At 35.0% G+C, this 20,335-nt stretch carries 16 protein-coding genes and 1 other RNA gene; 14 read left to right on the forward strand and 3 right to left on the reverse strand.

Annotation, left to right across the window (positions count from 1 at the left end; translation table 11 throughout):
• Positions 1–302: 302 nt before the first annotated feature.
• From L3B98_RS03510 to L3B98_RS03550, 9 genes are all read left to right on the forward strand, one after another.
• A complete protein-coding gene (locus tag L3B98_RS03510) occupies positions 303–1,193 on the forward strand; it encodes a sulfide/dihydroorotate dehydrogenase-like FAD/NAD-binding protein (protein WP_238915648.1) in 891 nt (296 codons plus the stop codon).
• Positions 1,193–2,587, forward strand: coding sequence for an NADPH-dependent glutamate synthase (gene gltA, locus L3B98_RS03515; RefSeq protein ID WP_015395129.1), 1,395 nt, complete (start codon positions 1,193–1,195; stop codon positions 2,585–2,587). Before L3B98_RS03510 ends, gltA begins: the two co-directional genes overlap by 1 nt.
• 365 nt (positions 2,588–2,952) lie before the next feature.
• The gene (locus L3B98_RS03520) at positions 2,953–3,672 is read left to right on the forward strand and encodes a hypothetical protein (RefSeq protein ID WP_238915649.1); all 720 of its coding nucleotides are present in this window, start codon (positions 2,953–2,955) and stop codon (positions 3,670–3,672) included.
• A 236-nt stretch (positions 3,673–3,908) separates the two neighbouring features.
• Positions 3,909–4,319, forward strand: a complete 411-nt coding sequence (locus tag L3B98_RS03525; protein WP_238915650.1) for an ATP-binding protein — start codon at positions 3,909–3,911, stop codon at positions 4,317–4,319.
• A gap of 20 nt (positions 4,320–4,339) precedes the next feature.
• Positions 4,340–6,340 (forward strand): methyl-accepting chemotaxis protein, encoded by a 2,001-nt coding sequence (locus tag L3B98_RS03530; protein WP_238915651.1) that lies wholly within the window; start codon positions 4,340–4,342, stop codon positions 6,338–6,340.
• A gap of 10 nt (positions 6,341–6,350) precedes the next feature.
• Complete coding sequence (locus tag L3B98_RS03535) at positions 6,351–6,635, forward strand: STAS domain-containing protein (protein ID WP_015395125.1); 285 nt, start codon at positions 6,351–6,353, stop codon at positions 6,633–6,635.
• A 19-nt stretch (positions 6,636–6,654) separates the two neighbouring features.
• Positions 6,655–8,139, forward strand: a complete 1,485-nt coding sequence (locus L3B98_RS03540) for a SpoIIE family protein phosphatase (RefSeq protein ID WP_238915652.1) — start codon at positions 6,655–6,657, stop codon at positions 8,137–8,139.
• Positions 8,140–8,267: 128 nt separating this feature from the next.
• Positions 8,268–8,623: a transfer-messenger RNA gene (gene ssrA, locus L3B98_RS03545) on the forward strand.
• Between the two features lie 642 nt (positions 8,624–9,265).
• Positions 9,266–9,547: a MetQ/NlpA family ABC transporter substrate-binding protein gene (locus L3B98_RS03550; RefSeq protein ID WP_077366203.1), complete on the forward strand. Its 282-nt coding sequence runs from the start codon at positions 9,266–9,268 to the stop codon at positions 9,545–9,547.
• Between the two features lie 87 nt (positions 9,548–9,634).
• Here L3B98_RS03550 and L3B98_RS29055 read toward each other — a convergent pair whose 3' ends face one another.
• Positions 9,635–9,838, reverse strand: a complete 204-nt coding sequence (locus L3B98_RS29055) for a Tn3 family transposase (RefSeq protein ID WP_343073620.1) — start codon at positions 9,836–9,838, stop codon at positions 9,635–9,637.
• A gap of 522 nt (positions 9,839–10,360) precedes the next feature.
• Positions 10,361–11,191 (reverse strand): MerR family transcriptional regulator, encoded by an 831-nt coding sequence (locus tag L3B98_RS03555; protein ID WP_198046260.1) that lies wholly within the window; start codon positions 11,189–11,191, stop codon positions 10,361–10,363.
• Positions 11,192–11,500: 309 nt separating this feature from the next.
• Here L3B98_RS03555 and L3B98_RS03560 point away from each other — a divergent pair, with 309 nt between their 5' ends.
• From L3B98_RS03560 to L3B98_RS03570, 3 genes are read left to right on the forward strand one after another with little or no spacing between them, the layout of a single operon-like run.
• Positions 11,501–12,964 carry an FAD-binding oxidoreductase gene (locus L3B98_RS03560; RefSeq protein ID WP_238915653.1) on the forward strand — a complete coding sequence of 488 codons (1,464 nt, stop codon included), beginning with the start codon at positions 11,501–11,503 and terminating at the stop codon, positions 12,962–12,964.
• 2 nt (positions 12,965–12,966) lie between these two features.
• Positions 12,967–14,262 (forward strand): (Fe-S)-binding protein, encoded by a 1,296-nt coding sequence (locus tag L3B98_RS03565; protein ID WP_238915654.1) that lies wholly within the window; start codon positions 12,967–12,969, stop codon positions 14,260–14,262.
• 18 nt (positions 14,263–14,280) lie between these two features.
• Complete coding sequence (locus tag L3B98_RS03570; RefSeq protein ID WP_077366199.1) at positions 14,281–15,861, forward strand: FAD-binding oxidoreductase; 1,581 nt, start codon at positions 14,281–14,283, stop codon at positions 15,859–15,861.
• 575 nt (positions 15,862–16,436) lie between these two features.
• On the opposite strand, the gene L3B98_RS03575 is transcribed toward L3B98_RS03570, so the two are convergent.
• Positions 16,437–17,225 (reverse strand): helix-turn-helix domain-containing protein, encoded by a 789-nt coding sequence (locus tag L3B98_RS03575; protein ID WP_238915899.1) that lies wholly within the window; start codon positions 17,223–17,225, stop codon positions 16,437–16,439.
• A gap of 126 nt (positions 17,226–17,351) precedes the next feature.
• Between L3B98_RS03575 and L3B98_RS03580 the strand changes: the two genes are divergently transcribed.
• Positions 17,352–18,869: an NAD(P)/FAD-dependent oxidoreductase gene (locus L3B98_RS03580; protein ID WP_238915655.1), complete on the forward strand. Its 1,518-nt coding sequence runs from the start codon at positions 17,352–17,354 to the stop codon at positions 18,867–18,869.
• Positions 18,869–20,023, forward strand: a complete 1,155-nt coding sequence (locus L3B98_RS03585; protein ID WP_077366196.1) for an FAD-binding oxidoreductase — start codon at positions 18,869–18,871, stop codon at positions 20,021–20,023. Before L3B98_RS03580 ends, L3B98_RS03585 begins: the two co-directional genes overlap by 1 nt.
• Positions 20,024–20,335: the final 312 nt, after the last annotated feature.

Below are 20,335 nucleotides of genomic sequence, written 5' to 3' on the forward strand. Positions count from 1 at the left end.
TCAATTTCACATGCCTGCTTCCAGAAAAATGTATCTGATTTCTAGTGTAGTATTACGATTATAATTTCTCAATAATACATATATATTACATTTATAAGTTGAATTATTAATTTAGATATCTATAATTAAAAGCCATAGTAGGGTAGTAATATATGTATATTACTACCCTATTGTTGTATTAAAAATTATAAAATCCTAAAAACATCTTAAAAAACCATAAAAAGTATTTTAAAAATTCAGAATAATGGTGTAAACTATTAAGTAGGTAAATTACTTAAGATATTATAAAGGGGTGCTATGGCATGTATAAAATAGTTAATAAGAGAGAGCTTACAAACAACATATTCTTAATGGATATTGAAGCTCCAAGAGTTGCGAAATCTGCAAAACCAGGACAATTTATAATTATTAAAAATGATGAAAAAGGTGAAAGAATTCCTTTGACAATTGCAGATTATGATGAAAAAAAAGGAACAATAAGTATAGTTTTTCAAACAGTAGGTAAAGGAACTAAACAGTTAGCTACTTTTAATGAAGGTGATTTTGTAGCTGATTTTGTTGGACCATTAGGACAACCAAGTGAATTTATTCATGAAAATTTAGAAGAATTAAAGAAAAAGAAACTTATCTTTATTGCAGGTGGAGTTGGTGCAGCACCAGTATATCCACAAGTTAAATGGATGCATGAGCATGGAGTGAATGTAGACGTTATATTAGGAAGTAGAAATAAAGATTTATTAATTTATGAAGAAGAATTAAAAAAAGTTTCTGGAAACCTATATGTAACAACTGATGATGGTTCATATGGATTTAAAGGAACAGGTTCAGATATGTTAAAAGATTTAGTTAATAATCAAGGAAAGAAATATGATCATGCTGTTATTATTGGACCAATGATAATGATGAAATTTACATCTATGTTAACAAAGGAATTAAATATTCCAACAACAGTAAGTTTAAATCCGATAATGGTTGATGGTACAGGTATGTGTGGTGCTTGTAGAGTAACTGTTGGAGGAGAAGTTAAATTTGCTTGTGTTGATGGCCCAGAATTTGATGGTCATTTAGTAAATTATGATGAATCAATGAGAAGACAAGCTATGTATAAAACTGAAGAAGGAAAAGCACAGCTAGAATTAGAAGAAGGAAATACTCATAGCCATGGGGGCTGTGGTTGCAGAGGTGATAAATAATGGATATGAAAGAAAGAATGATTAGAATACCAGTAAGAGAACAAGATCCAAAGGTTAGGGCTACAAATTTTGAAGAAGTATGCCTTGGATATAATGAAGAAGAAGCAACAAAAGAAGCTGCAAGATGCTTAAATTGTAAAATTCCTAAATGTGTTGAAGGATGTCCAGTTTCAATTAATATTCCTGGTTTCATCTCACATATTAAAGATGGAAAATTTGAAGATGCAGCAATTGAAATTTCAAAATATAGCTCACTTCCAGCTGTATGTGGAAGAGTATGTCCACAAGAAAAACAATGTGAAGGAAAATGCGTTGTAGGAATTAAAGGAGATTCAGTTTCTATAGGTAAACTTGAAAGATTTACAGCAGATTGGGCAGCAGAGCATGATGTTGATTTAAGTCAAACAGAGCCTAAGAATGGAATTAAGGTTGCAGTTGTTGGAAGTGGTCCAGCAGGTTTAACTTGTGCTGGAGATTTAGCTAAAAAGGGATATGAGGTTACAATCTTTGAAGCTTTACATAAAGCTGGAGGAGTATTGGAATATGGTATTCCAGAATTCAGACTTCCAAAAGAAAAAGTAGTTAAGCATGAAGTTGAAAATATTAAAAAACTTGGTGTTAAAATAGAAACTAATGTTATTATAGGAAGAACAATAACAATAGATGAATTATTTGAACAAGAAGGCTTTAAAGCTGTATTTATAGGTTCAGGAGCTGGACTTCCTAAGTTTATGGGAATACCAGGAGAAAATGCAAATGGTGTTTCTTCAGCAAATGAATTCTTAACAAGAGTAAACTTAATGAAAGCTGCTGTTGAAGGTTATGATACACCAGTTAGAGCTGGAAATAAAGTAGCAGTAGTTGGTGGTGGAAATGTTGCTATGGATGCTGCGAGAACTGCATTAAGACTTGGAGCAGAAAGCCATATCGTTTATAGAAGAGGAGAATCTGAGCTTCCAGCAAGAGTTGAAGAAGTACATCATGCTAAGGAAGAAGGAGTAATCTTTGATGTATTAACTAATCCAAATGAAATCTTAGTTGATGAGAAGGGTTGGGTTAAAGGTATGAGATGCGTAAAAATGGAACTTGGAGAACCAGATGCATCTGGAAGAAGAAGCCCAGTTGAAATTCCAGGTTCAGAATTTGTAATGGACGTAGATACAGTAATAATGTCCCTTGGAACATCTCCAAACCCATTAATTTCTTCAACAACTAAAGGATTAGAAATTAATAAGAGAAGATGTATCGTAGCTGAAGAAGAAACTGGTCTTACTACTAAAGAAGCAGTTTATGCTGGTGGAGATGCAGTAACAGGAGCAGCAACAGTTATCTTAGCTATGGGAGCAGGAAAGAAAGCTGCAAAAGCTATAGATGAATATTTACAAGCAAAATAGAAGCTTAATTATAAAATATAAATTACTAATTGTGGGTTATAATATTTAATTAAGAAAACTATTGCTTTATAAGAATTTGAAGGATATTTATTCTAGTAAGAGTTTAAATAAGTATAAGAAAGTCACTTATTTCAAACCACTTGAATAAATATCCTTTTTTAATACTTTGAATGAAAATGAATAATTTTGAACGAAATTGAATGAAATTGAATGATTTTTTGACAAAATTCAAAATTTAATATAAAATACCTATTAGAAATTATTTAAGGTGAAATTTTATTATTTTATGGCCTTTATATTTAAAATTAGCGAAATATATTTGAAGTAAGATTTGCAGAAATAAACGTAGTAAGGGATGATGAAAAATGAACAAAGCATTTGATTTAATTAAAAGATTAATTTTGTTTTTTGTAGGTATGAGTATTATTCAATTTGGAGTGGCATTATTTTTAAAGACAAGCATAGGTTCGGACACTTTTACTGTTTTTACTCAAGGCTTAGCAGCAACTTTAGATAAGACAAGTTTAAAAGATTTTTTCTTAGTTAAATGGATAGCAGGCTCAGCTCAAGTAACTCCAGGAGTTGCTAATATGATTCTTTTGATAACATTATTTGTTATAATACTTGTAGTTGATAGAAAGAAAATAAATATTGGAACTTTAATTTGTGTTGTTGGAGTAGGACCAATAATAGATCTTGGAGTAAGATTAGTTTCATATTTTCCTGTTGAATCTTATAATTATGTTTTAAAAGCAGTATTAATTTTAGTTGGATGCTTTATAATTGCTATTGGTTTTTCAATACAATCAGCAGCTAATTTAGGAGTTGCTCCTAATGATATAATTCCATTTATTATTCAAGATAAGACAAAAATACAATATCGTTGGATTAGAATTGGACTTGATGCAGGATATTTAATAATAGGATTTATTTTAGGCGGAACAATTGGGCTAGGAACAATCTTAGCGCTTTTATCAACAGGACCATTCATTCAATTTTGTCTTCCTTATGGAGAAAAGTTTGTAAAGTTATTGGTAAGTGAAAATAATAATGAAGAAAATGATGGGGCTACTGTTATTGCATAATTTAGTTAATAAAATTTAATTTTCACTCGATTTTTTTATAAGCTGCTTAGAGATGATTATTTATCTTTAAGTAGCTATTTTATTTTAAGTTTATGCATTAAATTTTCGTTATATGGAGGATGCACATGTTGAAAAAGAGAGGAAAAAGTGCAATAATGTAAAAGTAATTATTTGCATATTAATATGATGGCTTCCATTATTGCGACTAATTTCACAACAAAGGGGGAATTTTGATTATGCAAAATACCAAAGGGGAAGTGGTATTCTATGGAGTGGACGATATAAATAGCAAATTAGAAAATATTCTAAAAGATTTAGATTTAAAAGAGCAATCTTTTGAAACAAAATTAATTCTATCTGAAGCTATTAATAATGCATTTATTCATGGAAATAAAGGTAATAAGGAGAAGTCTATTTATGTCCAGTGGAATCTAAGTAAAGAGATATTAACGTTAACGGTAACAGATTGTGGAGAAGGAATTGTTGGGGAAGATATTTTCAGAGAAGTTGATGAGGATAATCTTTTAGAAGAAAGTGGACGAGGTTTATATATTATAAGATCTTATACTGATGAAGTAATAATAGAAGGAAATTCTATAATTATGAAAAAAACATTTAATAGGATAAAGAGGGATAATAAAGTTTAAAAACTACAGGAGGACAGATTATGAAATTTTCTTTAAAAATAAAATTAATGATTACTTTCTTTTGTGTGATTTCAATACCAATGAGTGTTTTAGGAGCAATTTCATACACAATGTCTAGCAGAGCAATACAAAGTTCTGTTGAACAACAATTGAAAGAACAGTCTTTTGCAGCAGCTAATTTAATTGATGCTAGAATCAAATCGTTGAAAAGCACTTTAGAAGTAGCAAGTTTAAATGGCGATATTAAAGATGCAATTGCAAATTCTAATATTGAAAATATGAATAAAGCATTTGATTATATAATGAAGGTTCAAAACAAGAATCAAGATTATATGGAAGTTTTAATTGTAACTGATATGACTGGTAAGGAGCTTATAAATAATCAAACTAAAACCCCTGATATAGATTTGAGTGATAGAAATTATGTTAAAACTGCTATTAGCGGAAGCGAATGTGTTAGTGAAGCTCTGGTTTCTAGAACTACAGGAAATCTTGGAATTTCTATAGCTTATCCAATTAAAGATGGAACTAAGGTTATTGGTACTTTAATTGGAAGTATAAAATTTGCTGGTATTTCATCTTATGCAGCACAAATTAAACTTGGTACAAGTGGATATGCTTATATGATTGATAGAAAAACTGGATTATTTGTTTACCATCCAGATAATTCGAAAATATTAAAGGATAATGCTGGAGATACAACAAATGAAGAACTTAAGAATATAATTGAAAATATGAAAGCAGGAAAAGCTTCAGAAGGATTTTATACTTATGACAATGTGAAGAAATATGTAGTTTATCAACCAGTTGGTGATTGGGCAATTGCAGCAACTGCAGATTATAATGATTATATGTCACCAGCAATAAGTATAAGAAATTATACAATGGTCATAGTATTGATATCAATTATAATTGCAATGGTATGTGCATTTATATATTCGACAAAGGGCATTAGTAATCCAATTAAAAAGTTAGAAAAATTAATGAAACGTGCTGGAGATGGAGATTTAACAGTTAGATTTGATTTAAAGAGAAAAGATGAAATTGGTGAGCTTGGAAAATCTTTCAATAATATGATAGAACATCAAGATGAAATAGTTAGAAAAGTGCTAAGTGCTTCTGGACAATTAACAGCAGCTTCAGAAGAAATGGCAGCTTCGTCAGAAGAAATCAGTGCAACTACAGAGGAAATCAGTGCAACTATAAATCAAGTGGCTGTAGATGCAGAAAGGCAAAATGAATCTATAGTCGATATTTCAAAGGTATTAGTGCAATTATCAAGCCTTGTGCAGTTAGCACAAAACAGAGCTAATGCAACAAGTACAAATGCAGGAAATACAATGAGTGCGGCTGAATTTGGAAGAAAGAAAGTAGAGGAAACAGTAAAAGTTATTAATGTGATCAGCAGTGGAAGTGATGAGACTGCAGAAGCTCTAGATGCTTTAAATGCATTGTCTGGAAAAGTAGATGGAATTGTAAGCACTATAAATGAAATTGCAGAACAAACAAATCTGTTAGCATTAAACGCTTCTATAGAAGCAGCTAGAGCAGGGGAACATGGAAAAGGCTTTAGTGTAGTTGCTGAGGAAGTAAGAGTATTAGCAGAAGAAACTAATGAAAGATCAAAGGAAATTGCTGAATTAGTTAGCGAAATGGTTAAACAGACACAAAATGCAGTAAAATCAATGGATAAGTCAAAATCTGAAGTTAATAATGGAGTTAAGATAGTATCAGAAACAGATAAAGCTTTCGTTGATATTATGAAGGCAATAGAAAATATAGTTAAGCATGTTAATGAAATACTTGATATTACTGGAGATGAAGTTGCATCATCAGATAAGGTTGTTAAGCTAATTAATGAAATAGCAACAATAACTGAATCTAATACTGCAAGTAGTGAAAATGTATCTGCTGCATCGGAAGAGCAAGCAAATGTAATAAACAACTTCACAGCAACAGCACAAGAAACAAGTGCTATGGCAGAAGAATTAACTAGACTTGTTGAAAAGTTTAAAGTATGAGGTGATGAGGATGGAAAATAACACTACTATTAGCATAGCAAAAGATTTTACAGTAGATGAAGTAGCAGTTTTTAGGCTAGAGATAAACAAATTAATAGAAAAAGGTCAAAGGAACTTTACTTTTGATTTTAGCAAATGCGATTTTATTGATAGTACAGGCCTTGGGGCATTAGTTGCCATTTACAAAAAATGTGTTGAAAAAAGTGGAACTATAAAATTAAAAGCCTTAAAACCAGAAGTGGAAAAGTTATTTAAATTAACACGATTAGATAAGGTTTTTGAAATAAATCCATAATTAGGGGAAGTTTCAGTTTATGTATAAAGAGGAAGAAGTAGTAGAAATGTTGCAAAATAATATGATTTTAAACAAAGTTACAATAGATAAACCAGAGCATAAACTATTAGAAAAAGAGCTTAATGGAATATTAAATGGAATTCCTGATGTAATAAAAGTATATAATTTGGATTATTCGATATGCTTTTTTAATGAAGCTGGATATAATTTTTATAGAAAAGAAGCAAAAGAAGTCAAAGGTAAAATGTGTTATGAAGTTCTGGGCAGAAATGAAAAATGCCCAGAATGCGCCTTTGATGAAGTTATTAAGACAAAAAAGATGATATGCCAGGAAAAATATGTGGCTGAATTAAATAAGTTTATGGATGTTTGTTATAATCCTGTCTTTGATGATAATGGTAAAATGATATATATTGTTGAAAGACTAAGTGATATTACGGAAAAAAGAATTCTTCATAAAATACTTGAAGAAAATGAAGACAGATATAAACAAGTTATCAACAGTATACCAGATGCAGTAGTAATAATTGTGGATAATATTATAGTTTTAGGAAACCGAGAAGCATGTAATTTGCTCAATTTAAGCTATGATAAACTTATTGGAAGCAATATATATAAGCATTTTCAAGAGAAATATGTAAAGATGCTGCATAAAAGATTTAGAAATATAATAGCTAATAAAAAAGTTAAAGATATTTCTGAATATGAATTTATTCTTTCTGATAGGAAAGCAGCTACATTACAAATTTCAAATAGTTATATATCTTACAGAGGAAAGCCAGCAATTATATCAGTGCTTAGGGACATAACTGATATTAAGCAGGAGTTAAATAAGGCAGCAGAATTTCAAAGAAAAACTCTTCAAAAGGATTTCCCTGCAGGAGAGTTTATTAATATTGAAACAGTATATGTGCCTGCAAATACAATCAGTGGGGATTTTTATCGTATATATAAAATAAATGAACATTTAATTGTTGGTATGATTGTTGATGTTAGAGGAAAAGGAATATCAGCAGCCTTAAGTATATCTGCCTTTGATGTATTATGTTTTCAAGAAATAGCTATTACCCATGAGCCAATGGAAATAGTGAAAAATTTAAATAAGAAATTAGTAAATTATTATGAAGAAAATTATATTGCAGTATGCTGTTTTAGTATGGATTTTAAAAAGAAAGAACTTAAGGTAGTTGGAGCAGGAATAAATCAGTTTGTTTTTGAAAGAGAAAAAGCAGAAGAAAAAATTGCAGAAGGAACTTTCTTGGGAATGTTTGAAGACAGTGAATTCTCTGAACAGGTAATTTCCTTTGATAAAGGCGATAAAATTTACTTTTTTACAGATGGCTTAGATTTTATATTAGATGAAGATAAGGTTGTAGAGAAGTATATGGAAGACGTTGGAATAAAAGAATTTAAAAATTATATTAATGAATTTTTAGAAGACACTATATTAGAAGTTGGTAAACTAAAGGATGATTCAACAATGATCGCAATTGAAGTATTATAATGCGTTTAGTGATTTCATATAGAGTTACAATGTTCCAGTTGACAGTCTAAGCTGATTGAGATAGAATAGACTATGCAAGATGAACATTCTTTGAAAATAGAATATGTTATTAAACCATCTTAAACTATGGGGGCGTTTTGGCTTCGACGGGGGTGGGATGAGTTTATTAAGCGAGTCGAGGGAAGCATGGTGCCTCGTTAATAAAGTATGCATTAAATGTAAACGCAGAAGATAATTTTGCAATAGCAGCTTAGTTTAAAGCTGTTCATCAGCCCAGGTTGCCTACGGCCTGGATCACTGGTGTCATTAAGTAGGAAACGAAGCCTAGCAAAGCTTTGAGCTAGAGGGGTATTTATGAAGCTACCGAGAAGTATAGCCTGTCTAAGGGCGATACTTTGGGGGAATCTTAAAACTTAGACTGCACTCGGAGAAAGATAAATTCAGCTGCTTTCGGACACGGGTTCGACACCCGTCGCCTCCACCAAATGATCACCGAGATTGTGATACAATGGAAAACCCTTGATTTCAAGGGTTTTTGTTGTTTTTAAGGACAAACTGTGGTAGAAAATTTTAAGTTTTTAGCTTAGATTTATAGAGTTTAGTGTTGAACATGCACACCCCTGATGCTTTTGGAATTAGGGGTGTGCATTTTTTTGTTTGGGTGTGCACTATTTGGCAGAATTATATTCAGTATCAATAGTGTTATAAAATGATCATATATAACAATTTTTTATTATAAAAAACTAAATAATTGTTATATAAGAATAAAATGGTAAAAAGTATATCATTTAAAACAATCAAATCTTGCAATTGAATTAAATACCAAATTTAGATACAATAATTGTAAAGTGATTAATGTAAAGAATAGTTTCTTATAATTTAGATGCATTATTTATACAATAACCATTTCCGTAAAATTTGTGTCTTGAGCACGATGAAAGGAATGATAGTTATAATGGAAAAAATAAAGGAGTACAGTAATGAATTCTTAAAGAAAAATATAAACTATCTAGCAAAAAAGAATAAGATAACTAAAAAAGACTTAGAAGAAAAGCTTGGAGTAGGTGCTTGATATTTATCTAGATGTACACAAGAAAATAGTAAGCAAGAGCCAAATGTTTATTTAATGAAACTATTGAGTGAAGAATTAGGTGTTACTATTGATGAATTAATATTTGATGATATTGAGAAGAAAAACATGAGCAATTTAACTTGCAATAGTAAAGAAGAAATGTTTTTGAAAAGCTTAGTTACACAAACAGCAAAAACCTTTGCGAATATAATTACCGTCCGCACAGGTGATGAAAACAGGGAAGAAATTAAAATACTGGACGAAGTCATCCCTTCACAGAAAGTTAAAGACTTTATCAATGAAAAGTACAAAGGTACTGCTGTTCCAGTATTCTAAAAGCTATAGACTGATTTGAATAAAAATGTATGTAAACCGGAAATGAGTTTCATTCTGATAAATAATCGGTGATTCCCGTTTCCGGTGTTATTCTTTTGAAAATATTATTTCAACATCTTGATCAGATGTATTATTAAGTAGTGCATCCAGAATATAAACTGCCTCCCAAACGTCACAGGGAATAAAATGGCTGAATAGAGCAATATAAGTGTCTGAAACATGATAATAGCCTATTCCACCATATCTGCCATAATGACTTCGTTTTCGATTTTTACTGTAGGTACCAAGGATTTAGGTCTAGATTGATTCTCTAATATGAACCTGAAAGCATCTTCTATTGTTGTATCCTGATTAGTAGAAAAGTTTGCTGATACTACCCCTTAAATTGTTCCAGACCTTCAAAATTTCTTTTGGGATATTCTTAACGAGTATTCCGCCACGAAGCGGCTCCATGATCACGACTGCCATATCCTTTGAGGCCCCATATGTTAGTCCCTCTGTGCCCGCCTGAAAATATTCGTCAAGTATAGTATATTGTATCTGGCAGAACGTCCATGGATAGGCGTCTACAATCTGATGGAACAAGTCATTTGTACAGTGGAATGAAAAGCCAGGATTTATGATTTTTCCATCTTTGATTTATCTGTACAAAAACTCCAATACATCAAAGGTTTGCAGCTTGCTCCAGGAATTTATTTCTATCGCGTGGAGCAGATAATAATCAGTATGATCTGTATTCAACCTTTCCAGCTGATTGCCGAGAATCTTCTGCATATCGCTTTTGTTATGTACAGTTTGATTCCAATACAGTCATTAAGATAGCTCCTTCAAAATTTGTATTTCCGTCGTATAATCACCGGAACTTACAGCAGATATATCTATTGCTTTCATTAGATAATACATATGATCTTCTGTATTTATTTTATTTTCTAAAATATAATTTCGAAATGTTTCAAAGCTTGTCCTACGATTTCCCTCCGAGTATTTAAAAGTTAAGCATAAATATTTACCGCTAGGTATTATAGAGCAGTTTAAACCCCTAAGCTCCTTATCCGAAATTATTCCAACAGCTTTGGTCAACAATTGATTTGTTGTACAATATTCATTAAAAGAATAAATGCAGCTTAATGTTTGATCATACATAAAACTCTGATGATTAGCAATCGCAGATAATTTTCTTAAACTATATATTACCTCTTCGGGACTTTGTGAATTTTCAGTGTGTGTGAAAAATATTTTTCTTTCCTCAATATATTTTTCATAAATTGTTCCGATAGCTTTATCCAATTGAAGCTCTTTAAGTTCATCAATTTTTTTCTTAAGTGTTGATTTGGAGAATTCAAGTTTTTCTATTTCCTTATCTAGATTTTTTTCTTGTTCTTTTAAAAAACTAATTAATTTCTCGTCGTCTCTATCGTTATTTATCATGTGTGTTTTTATAGTTTTTAGCGGTACCTTCAAATATTTATTAAGATATATGATTAAATCCAAATAGAAAAATTGTTCCATTGTATAATAGCGAAAGCTGGTTTTGGGATCAACATAGGCAGGTTTTAAAAGTTCCATTTTATCATATATCCGGAGTGCCTTAATAGAAATATTTAAAAAATTGGCCACTTCTCCAATTGAAAAGTATTTTTTCATAAACATTCAACTCCTTTCCAAATCGATTGGTTTCATAATTGCTCCTAATACTGCATCATTTCTGGTGGCTTTGTCTGTTGCCTCTGCCCATGCGGAAGATATTATTATTGTAACAGATGGGTAAATATCTATCAATCATAAGGAGCGGAATCGGTATAAAATAGGTAGAAACCGACGTAAATGTGTAGTATTAAATATTTTTTTGAAACTATTGACTCTGCCCTTGGGGAAGATATTATCATTGTAATAAAGAGGAGGTGATGTATTAAAATTGTAATAAAGTAATAAAGAGGAGGCGATGTATTAAATATGAAAGCAAGGAGTAGTTTAGAAGACATTGTTGGTAAAAGTAACGTGTTGGATGATCCTGCTATCTTAGATGAATATTCCTTTGATCTTAGCTTTATGCCTAGAGTCAGGCCAAAGTGGGTCGTTAAGCCCGGCAGTGCCGAGGAGGTTCAAAAGGTGGTAAAATGGGCGAACGAAACCGGTACGCCTTTGGTGCCAGTGAGTTCAGGCGCGCCGCACTTCCGCGGGGATACCATTCCCAGCGTTGGGGGAGCTGTTATCGTTGATCTCAGTAGAATGAAGAAATTTATCAGGATTGATCCAAGGAACAATGTGGCTATGGTGGAACCGGGGGTAACCTTCGGGGAACTCCAGTCGGAATTAAAAAAGGCAGGTTTGACGGCCTATATGCCCTTGTGTCCCAGAAGTTCCAAATCGGTGGTAGGCAGTGTCTTGGAGCGGGAACCCACTACCGCGCCGAGCCAGCAGTTTGACAGTATTGACCCATTGCTTTGTGCTGAAATAATCTATGGCACCGGGGATAAATTACGCACCGGTGAGGCTGCCGGACCGGATACCATTGAAAAACAGTGGGAAATAGGCAGAGTACAAATGAATCCTTGTGGTCCTGGTCAGTTTGATGCAGCCAGAATAGTAGCGGGAGGGCAGGGAACGATGGGAATTGTCACGTGGGCAACTGTTAAATGCCGTACTCTGGCCAAGATCAGCCGGACTTTTATGGTCCCGTCAGAAACCATCGAGCCTTTAATTGAGGTGTATTATCAACTGGTAAGAAATAGAATGGGTAACCACTGCTTCTTATTGAATGCTCTAAATTTAGCTTGTCTTATTGCTAAAGACCCCGGAGAGATTCGCAAATTAAGAGAGACTTTACCGCAGTGGATCCTTGTTGTCAGCTTCGAAGGATATGGGATCCTCCCTGAAGAGAAGGTGCAATGTGAAGAAGCTGATTTCACGGATATGCTTGCCGGCGTAGGCTTGAAAGCATTGAATGCCATTTCAGACGTTTATGCAGAAGATATTTATGCATTGTTGTCCATGCCATCAGACGATCCTTACTGGAAACTGCGCTATAAAGGAGGGTGCCAGGAGACGTTCTTCCAGACAACCCTGGATCTAACCCCTAGGTTTATTGATGCCATGAATACTCTGGTGGAATCCTGTAAATATCGCGGAGAAGATATGGGGGTTTACATTCAGATGATGGTGCAGGGGACAAGCTGCCACTGTGAGTTTGATTTGTATTATGATCCGGTCAATCCGGCAGAAGTAGAAAGGACCAAAGGGCTTGTAAGCAGCAGTTGTGAAGAACTGCACAAAATAGGGGCTTTCTTCTCGCGGCCATACGGACCATGGGCCGGCATAGTGTACGGACGGACTGCTCAAACCACCGCCATGGTGAGAAAGACCAAGGCTATATTTGATCCCAATAATATCCTCAATCCAGGGAAATGTTGTTTCTAAAAATGGAAAAGTTAGGAGTTGATAAAATGGCGTTACGAGATTATGAACGCGATTCGCAAAAATGCATCAGATGTTCATACTGCAAATGGATACCATTTGAAAACCAGCAGGATGCCGAATTCACCGTTGGATGCCCTGCTAGCAAGAAGTATGGTTTTCACGCTTATTCAGCAGGAGGCAAGTTCAACATGGCTCTGTCACTACTGAATGAAAGGATAGAGACTAAAGATGTAGTGGACCCCGTCTATAAATGTATGATGGATGGATTATGTGACGTTTCTTGTAAAGTTCTCTTTGACATCGAACCGCTGCAATGCATGCAGGAATTACGGATCAAGTGCGTAGAGGAGGGTCATGGAAACCCTGCACATATGCGTGTGATCGAAGGCTTGAACAAAGAAGCCAATATGATGCAGCGTTCAAGTAAGAAGAGAGGCAATTGGGCTGATGGCCTGGCAGTGAAAGACTTATCAAAGGAGAAGGCGGAGGTTTTATACCACGCCGGTTGCCGGTATTCATTTGATGAAGAGTTGCGTCCGACGGTCAGAGCGGGACTTTCGATACTGCTTGATGCTGGTGTCGATGTGGGAATCATGGGCCGTAAGGAAATTTGCTGTGGCGGCCGGGCATATGAAATGGGGTATGTTGATGAATTTACCAAGTTCGCTGAGGGCAACCTGAAAATCTTAAAAGCAGCAGGTGTTAAAACAATCGTTACTCCTTGCTCAGACTGTTATCAGTCTTTCAAAGTATTATATGATAAAAAGGGCAAAAAAATCGATATTGAAGTACTGCATATCACAGAATATCTTCACCAGCTGATTAAAGAGGGAAAAATCAAGCTGACCAAAGAGGTTCCATTGACCGTAACTTATCATGATCCCTGTCACTTGGGGAGATTGGCCGAACCTTGGGTTCACTGGCAGGGAAAGGAAGTTAAAGTTTTGAATCATGTGACTGTCCATGAACCTCCGAAAAAGTTCCGGCGTGGAGTTAATGGAGTCTATGATATTCCTAGAGAAATCTTACAGAGTATCCCGGGTGTTAAGCTGGTAGAAATGTACCGCAACAGGGAATCAGCTTGGTGCTGCGGTGCTGGTGGGGGAGTAAAAGATGCATATCCCGACTTTGCCATTGAGACTGCCGCCGAAAGGTTAAAGGAAGCGAAAGCAGTTGGGGCCAAGGCCATCGTGAGCGCTTGTCCGTGGTGCATCAGGAATTTCACGGATGCTTCAAGGGAAACTGGTAAAAATATAGAGATCTATGATATCATTGATCTCGTCCGGAAAGCTATTTAGTAAAGGAGGTTAAAGATAGTGTTGACAAAGGATGCGTATCTTGCTCTAGAGAATATTGTAGGGCCAGAACATATAACCCAAGATGTGGCGATTCTAGAAACGTATAATCAGATGTGGGGAAATAAGCTTGTTTTCGGGTCAAAATGGTCTACTCGGCCGGGCGCGGTAGTCATGCCGGGATGCACGGAAGAAGTTCAGGCCATAGTACGGGTGTGCAACCGGTACAAGATAACCTTCAAGCCTTTTTCCTCTGGATTTGAAATTGTTGCTACGGCGCTGTTGACTGAAAATTCCATTCTTATCGATTTACGAAGGATGGATCGTATTCTGGAAATAGATGTTAAAAATATGCAGGCAGTGGTGGAACCATATGTTTCACAATACCGTCTCAATATAGAATTGCAAAAGTATGGTCTTATATCAAATCCAATAGCTAGCGGACCCAGCACCGGTGTAGTTGCATCTACGTGCAGCCATTTTGGAGGGTCTACAAGCCAAAATTTTACCGGCGGTCTCGGACGTAACCTCCTTGGCGCTGAGTGGGTGCTCCCCACCGGTGATATAATGAAGATGGGCTCGATGGAAACCGGGGCTTCAGGGTTTTCCTGTGACGGGCCAGGGCCTAGTATGAGAGGGGTACTGAGAGGCCAATCTGGTGCCAATGGTGGTCATGGTGTTATTACCAAATGCAGTGTCAAGTTATATCCGTGGTACGGTCCACCGAAGGTGGAATTCGGGGGTTCTCCGTTCCCGTCACTGAGGTATCCGGTGAATGGTATTGAAAACTTTAAGTTATTCCGTCTTAGATTCCCTACTATAGATAATAGATGGGAAGCTTTTCGTGAACTCGGTCAAGCTGAAATAGCCTTTACTTTGATGCAAGAAGCCAATATTCTAGTAGGGGAAGGCAATGATCAATTATGGGAAATGGTTCAGAAGACGCCTCCGAAGGATCCGGACGACGATGAAAAATCCATTCTTGCACTGATTTGTGCCCCAACAAAAAGAAGCATGGAATACCGCGTAAAATGTCTTGAAAAGATTGTTGAAAAATATGGGGGGTGTATTCCACCCGAACTGAATGATTCTCAGATAACGAATATGTTGCTCACGAATGCGATTTGGGGATTTTGTATGGTGAGAACGGCTTTCCGGGCGACGGGTGAATTCTTTGTCTCCCCTTGCACCGATGGTACTAATGATATGCTCAAGGAGTTCCGTAGAAGAGGCAGGGCGTTAACCGCAGAATATATACAAAAGGGACATGTCGCGATGGGTGATGCTTTTATTACGGCGTTTGAGAATTCTAGTATTGGTTCCCATGTTGAGAATGTTTACCTCTACGATCCTTACGATGAAGAATCGTGTACGGGGGTAAGAGAACTGGCAGGTAAGACTATAGATCCCAAAGGGCAGTTTGCACAATATGGTGTTCCTTTACTGGGGGGCGGCCTGCAGATTGAGCCGGTACAACATGTCGTCGAGTATTGGGGACCTCATTATGATAACTATCATTTGTGGATGGCAAAAATTAAGGCGATGTTGGATCCCAATAATTTAGGTGACTGGTCCGCGTATTGTCCGCCTATTTTCCCTTAGAACGGAACTTTTTAATTAAAGTCAAATGGGTTCGAATTCAATAATATTACAATAAAGCAGGGAGCGTAACGAAACCTTAGTTTCGGCGTCCCCTGTTTTTACATATATGTATTACGTGGAACTTGGTAAACCCTATATGTTCCTCCGCCGAGAGGTATATAACCGTAAGGGGCGAAAAGACATAGAGGGCAGAAGAAAAGGATAAAAAGCGAATTCTGATTTTGTAATGAAAACAGATAGAGGTTCAAAATTTGCCCTAACTCGAAAGAGTGCAGACTTATCCTATGGTATTTCTTAGTAGGAAAGGATTATATATTTATGAATTTTAGTAATTCAACGACGGATAAAACCGAGAAACTAAAAGACACAAAATCACTTGGATTTCAATGGGAAACAATTGACTGGAAATAAGTTGAATTTGATGTTAATAGACTACAAACTCGAATCGCTAAGGCAACAAAAAAAAGGAGACAATAATAAAGCCAAAAGATTACAATATATTCGAGAATAAATTATTTTCCCTTTTCTAAAATTAAAAAAGGTATTCAATATGAATATAAGCTTAAAGAAAACTTCTATAATTTTAAAACTTCCAGTTGTGTAATGTAATCATTAGGCAATATGGCAGAAATATCTATAATATGAAATGTATGAATTACTCTGCAATCTACGTTTATCTGATTTTCAAGTACATAACTTTTTAATTTTTCAGCTGCAATTATAAAATTACTATCAGAATATAAAAAGTCAATTGTTAAATACTCTCCCTCAGGTAGAATAACAGAGTTGTATACATTTTCAAAATTAGAAACAACACCAACAGAAGTATTTATAAGTGTAGAATAATCATAGAAATTGCATATTTGCCTATCTTCGTCATTCCCAATTAATGACATGAACCTTCGCATATTATATTGAACTTCGTCAGGTGATTTGGTACTTTTTGTTTCATAGTAGATTTTACGCGATGGTAGTAATTTTGTTTTAATTGAATTTAATTCTGGTGCTGTCAATTGATTTAACTCCGTAATTTTCAAATTAAGGACATCTTTGGCGTGTTGCAAGTTCATAATTTTACGTTCTAAAAACTTTTGATGTTCAAATAAATAGTCTGCTAAATTTCCATCATTATTAATTATGGAAATATATTCCTTGATTTCTTTTAATGGCATATTTAAGTGCTTGCTAAGATGTCGTATCAAATCAAAATAAATAAACTGCTGAGTTGAATAATACCTATAGTTTGTATCCTTATTGATATAGGCAGGCTTTATTAAACCAATCTCATCATAGTAGCGGATTGTTTTTACAGGGATATTTAATATTTTGGAAAACTGACCAATTGTATAATATTGCATTTTCATCAACTTCTTTACCCCCAATATATATTGACTCTCCAGCAACGGGAGACCTTATAATTAATTATATTAAATAGTGAAATTTTATCAAGCTATTTATTGGACTAAAAAATGTTAATAAGGAGGGATTTTATGACAAAGTATGATTCTATCGTAATTGGTTCTGGAAATGGAGGTCTTGTTGGGGCATTAAACCTGGCAAAGCACGGGAAGAAGGTACTCCTGCTTGAAAAGCACAATGTGCCTGGAGGGTGTGCCACAACATTTGTAAGAGGACGTTTTGAATTCGATACAGCTTTGCACCAATTATATGGAATTAATGAGGATCCATATGGAAATAAAGGGCTTTTAAGAAAGATTTTTGAGAAGTTAGGGATTTATAACAAAATTAAGTTTGTAAATCAGGAAGAAGCATTTAGTGTTGAAGTAAAAGGGTTTGGCGGGGTGGCTGTTCCGGGGGCGAAAGAAGGATTTGTAAAGATATTACAGGCTGTTTCCCCGGATGAAGCAAAAGGAATTGAATTGTTTCAGGAACTTGTAAACACTGCTGGAACAGAATATGATAAGCTGTATGATTTCTTAGCCCAGGACAGGGAGATTACAGCAGAAGACTTTCCATGCCTGTTTGAACACGGCGGAAAATTGGTAACGGAAGTAATGAGTGAACATTTTAAAAATCCTATGGTTACTGCCGCATATTCTGTACTTTCAGATTACGCCGGAATGCCTATAGAAAGACTTCCGTTTATGACCTATGCATCGGTTTATTTTAGAGGCGGGGAAACCTGCAATGTAAACGGTGGTTCTCAGAGCATATCTTCGGCAATTGTAGATGAGTTTGAGTCTTGTGGTGGAACTTTTATGTGCAATACGAAAGTAAAAGAACTCCTGATTGAAGACGGTAAAGTCACCGGGGTATTAACCACAAAGGGGGATGTCTTTAAAGCGGATTCAGTGCTTTGTAATGTTAATAAAACCAGAGTATATGTTGATATGATCGATGAAAAACATGTATCAGATGAAGTCTTTATGAACTTGAAGGTATCAACTCCTGCGGAATCCGTTTTTGCAGTTTTCCTTGGATTAAACTGCAGCTATCAAGAGGCAGGAATTAAACACGGTACTAATTTTGTTATTAATCCAATGATTGAGACAAAAACGCCTTTTGATGTCACAATGAGAAGAACAGACAGGGATATTAAGGGACTTTACTACTCCTGCTATAACATTGACGACCCTGAATACAGCGATCCAGGTACATGTGTAATATCTATGCTGAGTCAACAGACATCTGAGCATTGGATGCAGATGGCACCAGCACAATATCATGAAGAAAAGATGAAATTTGGAACAAAGGTCTTGGACTTCTTTTTAGATTTGTATCCAGATGCACGAAATCATATTGAGGAAATAGAAATGGCTACCCCATTGACTTTCCAGAATTATTTAGGATCTCTGGGAGGATCAATATATGCCACAGAACCAAATATTAAAGATTATATTGCAAATAAGCTTGAAGTAAGAAGTCCAATCAAAGGATTGTATTTCTGTGGATGCTCAGTATTAATGGGCGGATTTGACATGACATATAAGTCAGGTAAAGCAGCGTCTGATCTTATGCTCAGAGACTTTGAAAAGGAGGAGAAATAATGAACAACAAATTAGAAGGTATGCAAGGTATTGAAAAATTTCGTATGCAGCTTGAATTCGCTCACATGTTCAATGTTGACAACAGAGCTGCAAAGGGCAGACTAGAAGAAAGCGTAGACAAATATCATCCAAATAGAATAGACTACAGAGTTGTACAAATAAACCAACAGACACCAACAGCCAAAACAATCAGGCTTGCTTCAGTAACAGGCTACTTACCTCCTTTTGTACCAGGACAATATATTAATATTATACTGGATGTCAACGGAGTGAAAACCAGCCGTCCTTACAGCATTTCGTCACCATCAACCCAGACAGCCTATTACGAAATTACAGTTCGTGAGAAGGGTGGCGGCTTTGTGTCAGATTATTTACTTAACGAATTAAAAACAGGGGATTTAATATCTAGCACCAGTCCAGATGGACATTTCTATCATCATCCTATTCATGGCAATGATATTGTATTTATTGCTGGGGGAAGTGGAATCACTCCTTTTATGAGCATGGTGCAAACGTATTATGAGAAATATGATACAACCAAGAACATTGAGTTGATCTACGGCTGTGCAAATAAGGATGACATTATTTTTGAATTGGAGCTTCGTAAGCTTGAGAAATTATATCCAAATTTTAAGCTGAGCTTGGTTATATCCGAACCGGATGCGGGATATAATGGATTAACTGGCTTTATCACAGCCGATATTATTCAAAAAGTTGTAGGGAACATAGAAGGAAAGGTGTTCTTTCTTTGTGGACCGGAGGTCATGTATAATTTTGTGATTGGTGAACTTAAAAAAATTGGGGTAAAAGATATAAATGTTAGAAGAGAGGTTCAAAGTGCTCCTTCTGATCCAACCAAGCTCAGTGGATGGCCTCAGGGGGTGGATAAAAATTCTGTATTTAAAGTAATAATAAATAACGAGAGAGTAATAGAAGCTAAAGCCACTGAACCACTGTTAAATACCCTTGAGCGGTACGGAATAACAAGGGAAGCAAAATGCAGATCAGGGGAGTGCAGTCTGTGTCGCACTAAGCTTGTTGAGGGTACCGTATATCATCCGTCTACTGTTAGATTAAGAAAGTCAGACAGGCAATTTGGCTATATTCATCCCTGTGTAGCCTACCCGGTAAGTGATATCAAAATCAATATTTAATTATATGTAATTCAAAAAAGAAGAGGTTGCATTAAAACAGCAATCTCATTCTTTTTTGAGACTTTTAATTTGGAATTTTACCATAATAACATTTAAGGGGGGGACTCATCATTCCAATTACACAAAAATTACAGTTAATATAGAAATCTAAAGTTATTTTACCATCCTTTAAATCACGTAATATATCCGGTATTGATTCACGATTAAATTGAAATTTAGTATCTGGGTTTTGGTTTAAAAAACCGCTAATTATTAAAGGCATAAAATATGAGCCAATACAATAGGTAGAGGCAATAGATATAATCCCTTTTT

It is taken from the genome of Clostridium sp. YIM B02555, from assembly GCF_022320955.1.
GTDB classification, from domain to species: domain Bacteria; phylum Bacillota; class Clostridia; order Clostridiales; family Clostridiaceae; genus Clostridium; species Clostridium saccharoperbutylacetonicum.

Excerpts from the sequence above, each read along its gene's own strand:
- L3B98_RS03510 (WP_238915648.1), top strand. The coding sequence starts at position 303 with ATGTATAAAATAGTTAATAAGAGAGAGCTTACAAACAACATATTCTTA.
- gltA (WP_015395129.1), top strand. The coding sequence starts at position 1,193 with ATGGATATGAAAGAAAGAATGATTAGAATACCAGTAAGAGAACAAGAT.
- L3B98_RS03520 (WP_238915649.1), top strand. The coding sequence starts at position 2,953 with ATGAACAAAGCATTTGATTTAATTAAAAGATTAATTTTGTTTTTTGTA.
- L3B98_RS03525 (WP_238915650.1), top strand. The coding sequence starts at position 3,909 with ATGCAAAATACCAAAGGGGAAGTGGTATTCTATGGAGTGGACGATATA.
- L3B98_RS03530 (WP_238915651.1), top strand. The coding sequence starts at position 4,340 with ATGAAATTTTCTTTAAAAATAAAATTAATGATTACTTTCTTTTGTGTG.
- L3B98_RS03535 (WP_015395125.1), top strand. The coding sequence starts at position 6,351 with ATGGAAAATAACACTACTATTAGCATAGCAAAAGATTTTACAGTAGAT.
- L3B98_RS03540 (WP_238915652.1), top strand. The coding sequence starts at position 6,655 with ATGTATAAAGAGGAAGAAGTAGTAGAAATGTTGCAAAATAATATGATT.
- L3B98_RS03550 (WP_077366203.1), top strand. The coding sequence starts at position 9,266 with ATGAAACTATTGAGTGAAGAATTAGGTGTTACTATTGATGAATTAATA.
- L3B98_RS03555 (WP_198046260.1), bottom strand. The coding sequence starts at position 11,191 with ATGAAAAAATACTTTTCAATTGGAGAAGTGGCCAATTTTTTAAATATT.
- L3B98_RS03560 (WP_238915653.1), top strand. The coding sequence starts at position 11,501 with ATGAAAGCAAGGAGTAGTTTAGAAGACATTGTTGGTAAAAGTAACGTG.
- L3B98_RS03565 (WP_238915654.1), top strand. The coding sequence starts at position 12,967 with ATGGAAAAGTTAGGAGTTGATAAAATGGCGTTACGAGATTATGAACGC.
- L3B98_RS03575 (WP_238915899.1), bottom strand. The coding sequence starts at position 17,225 with ATGAAAATGCAATATTATACAATTGGTCAGTTTTCCAAAATATTAAAT.
- L3B98_RS03580 (WP_238915655.1), top strand. The coding sequence starts at position 17,352 with ATGACAAAGTATGATTCTATCGTAATTGGTTCTGGAAATGGAGGTCTT.
- L3B98_RS03585 (WP_077366196.1), top strand. The coding sequence starts at position 18,869 with ATGAACAACAAATTAGAAGGTATGCAAGGTATTGAAAAATTTCGTATG.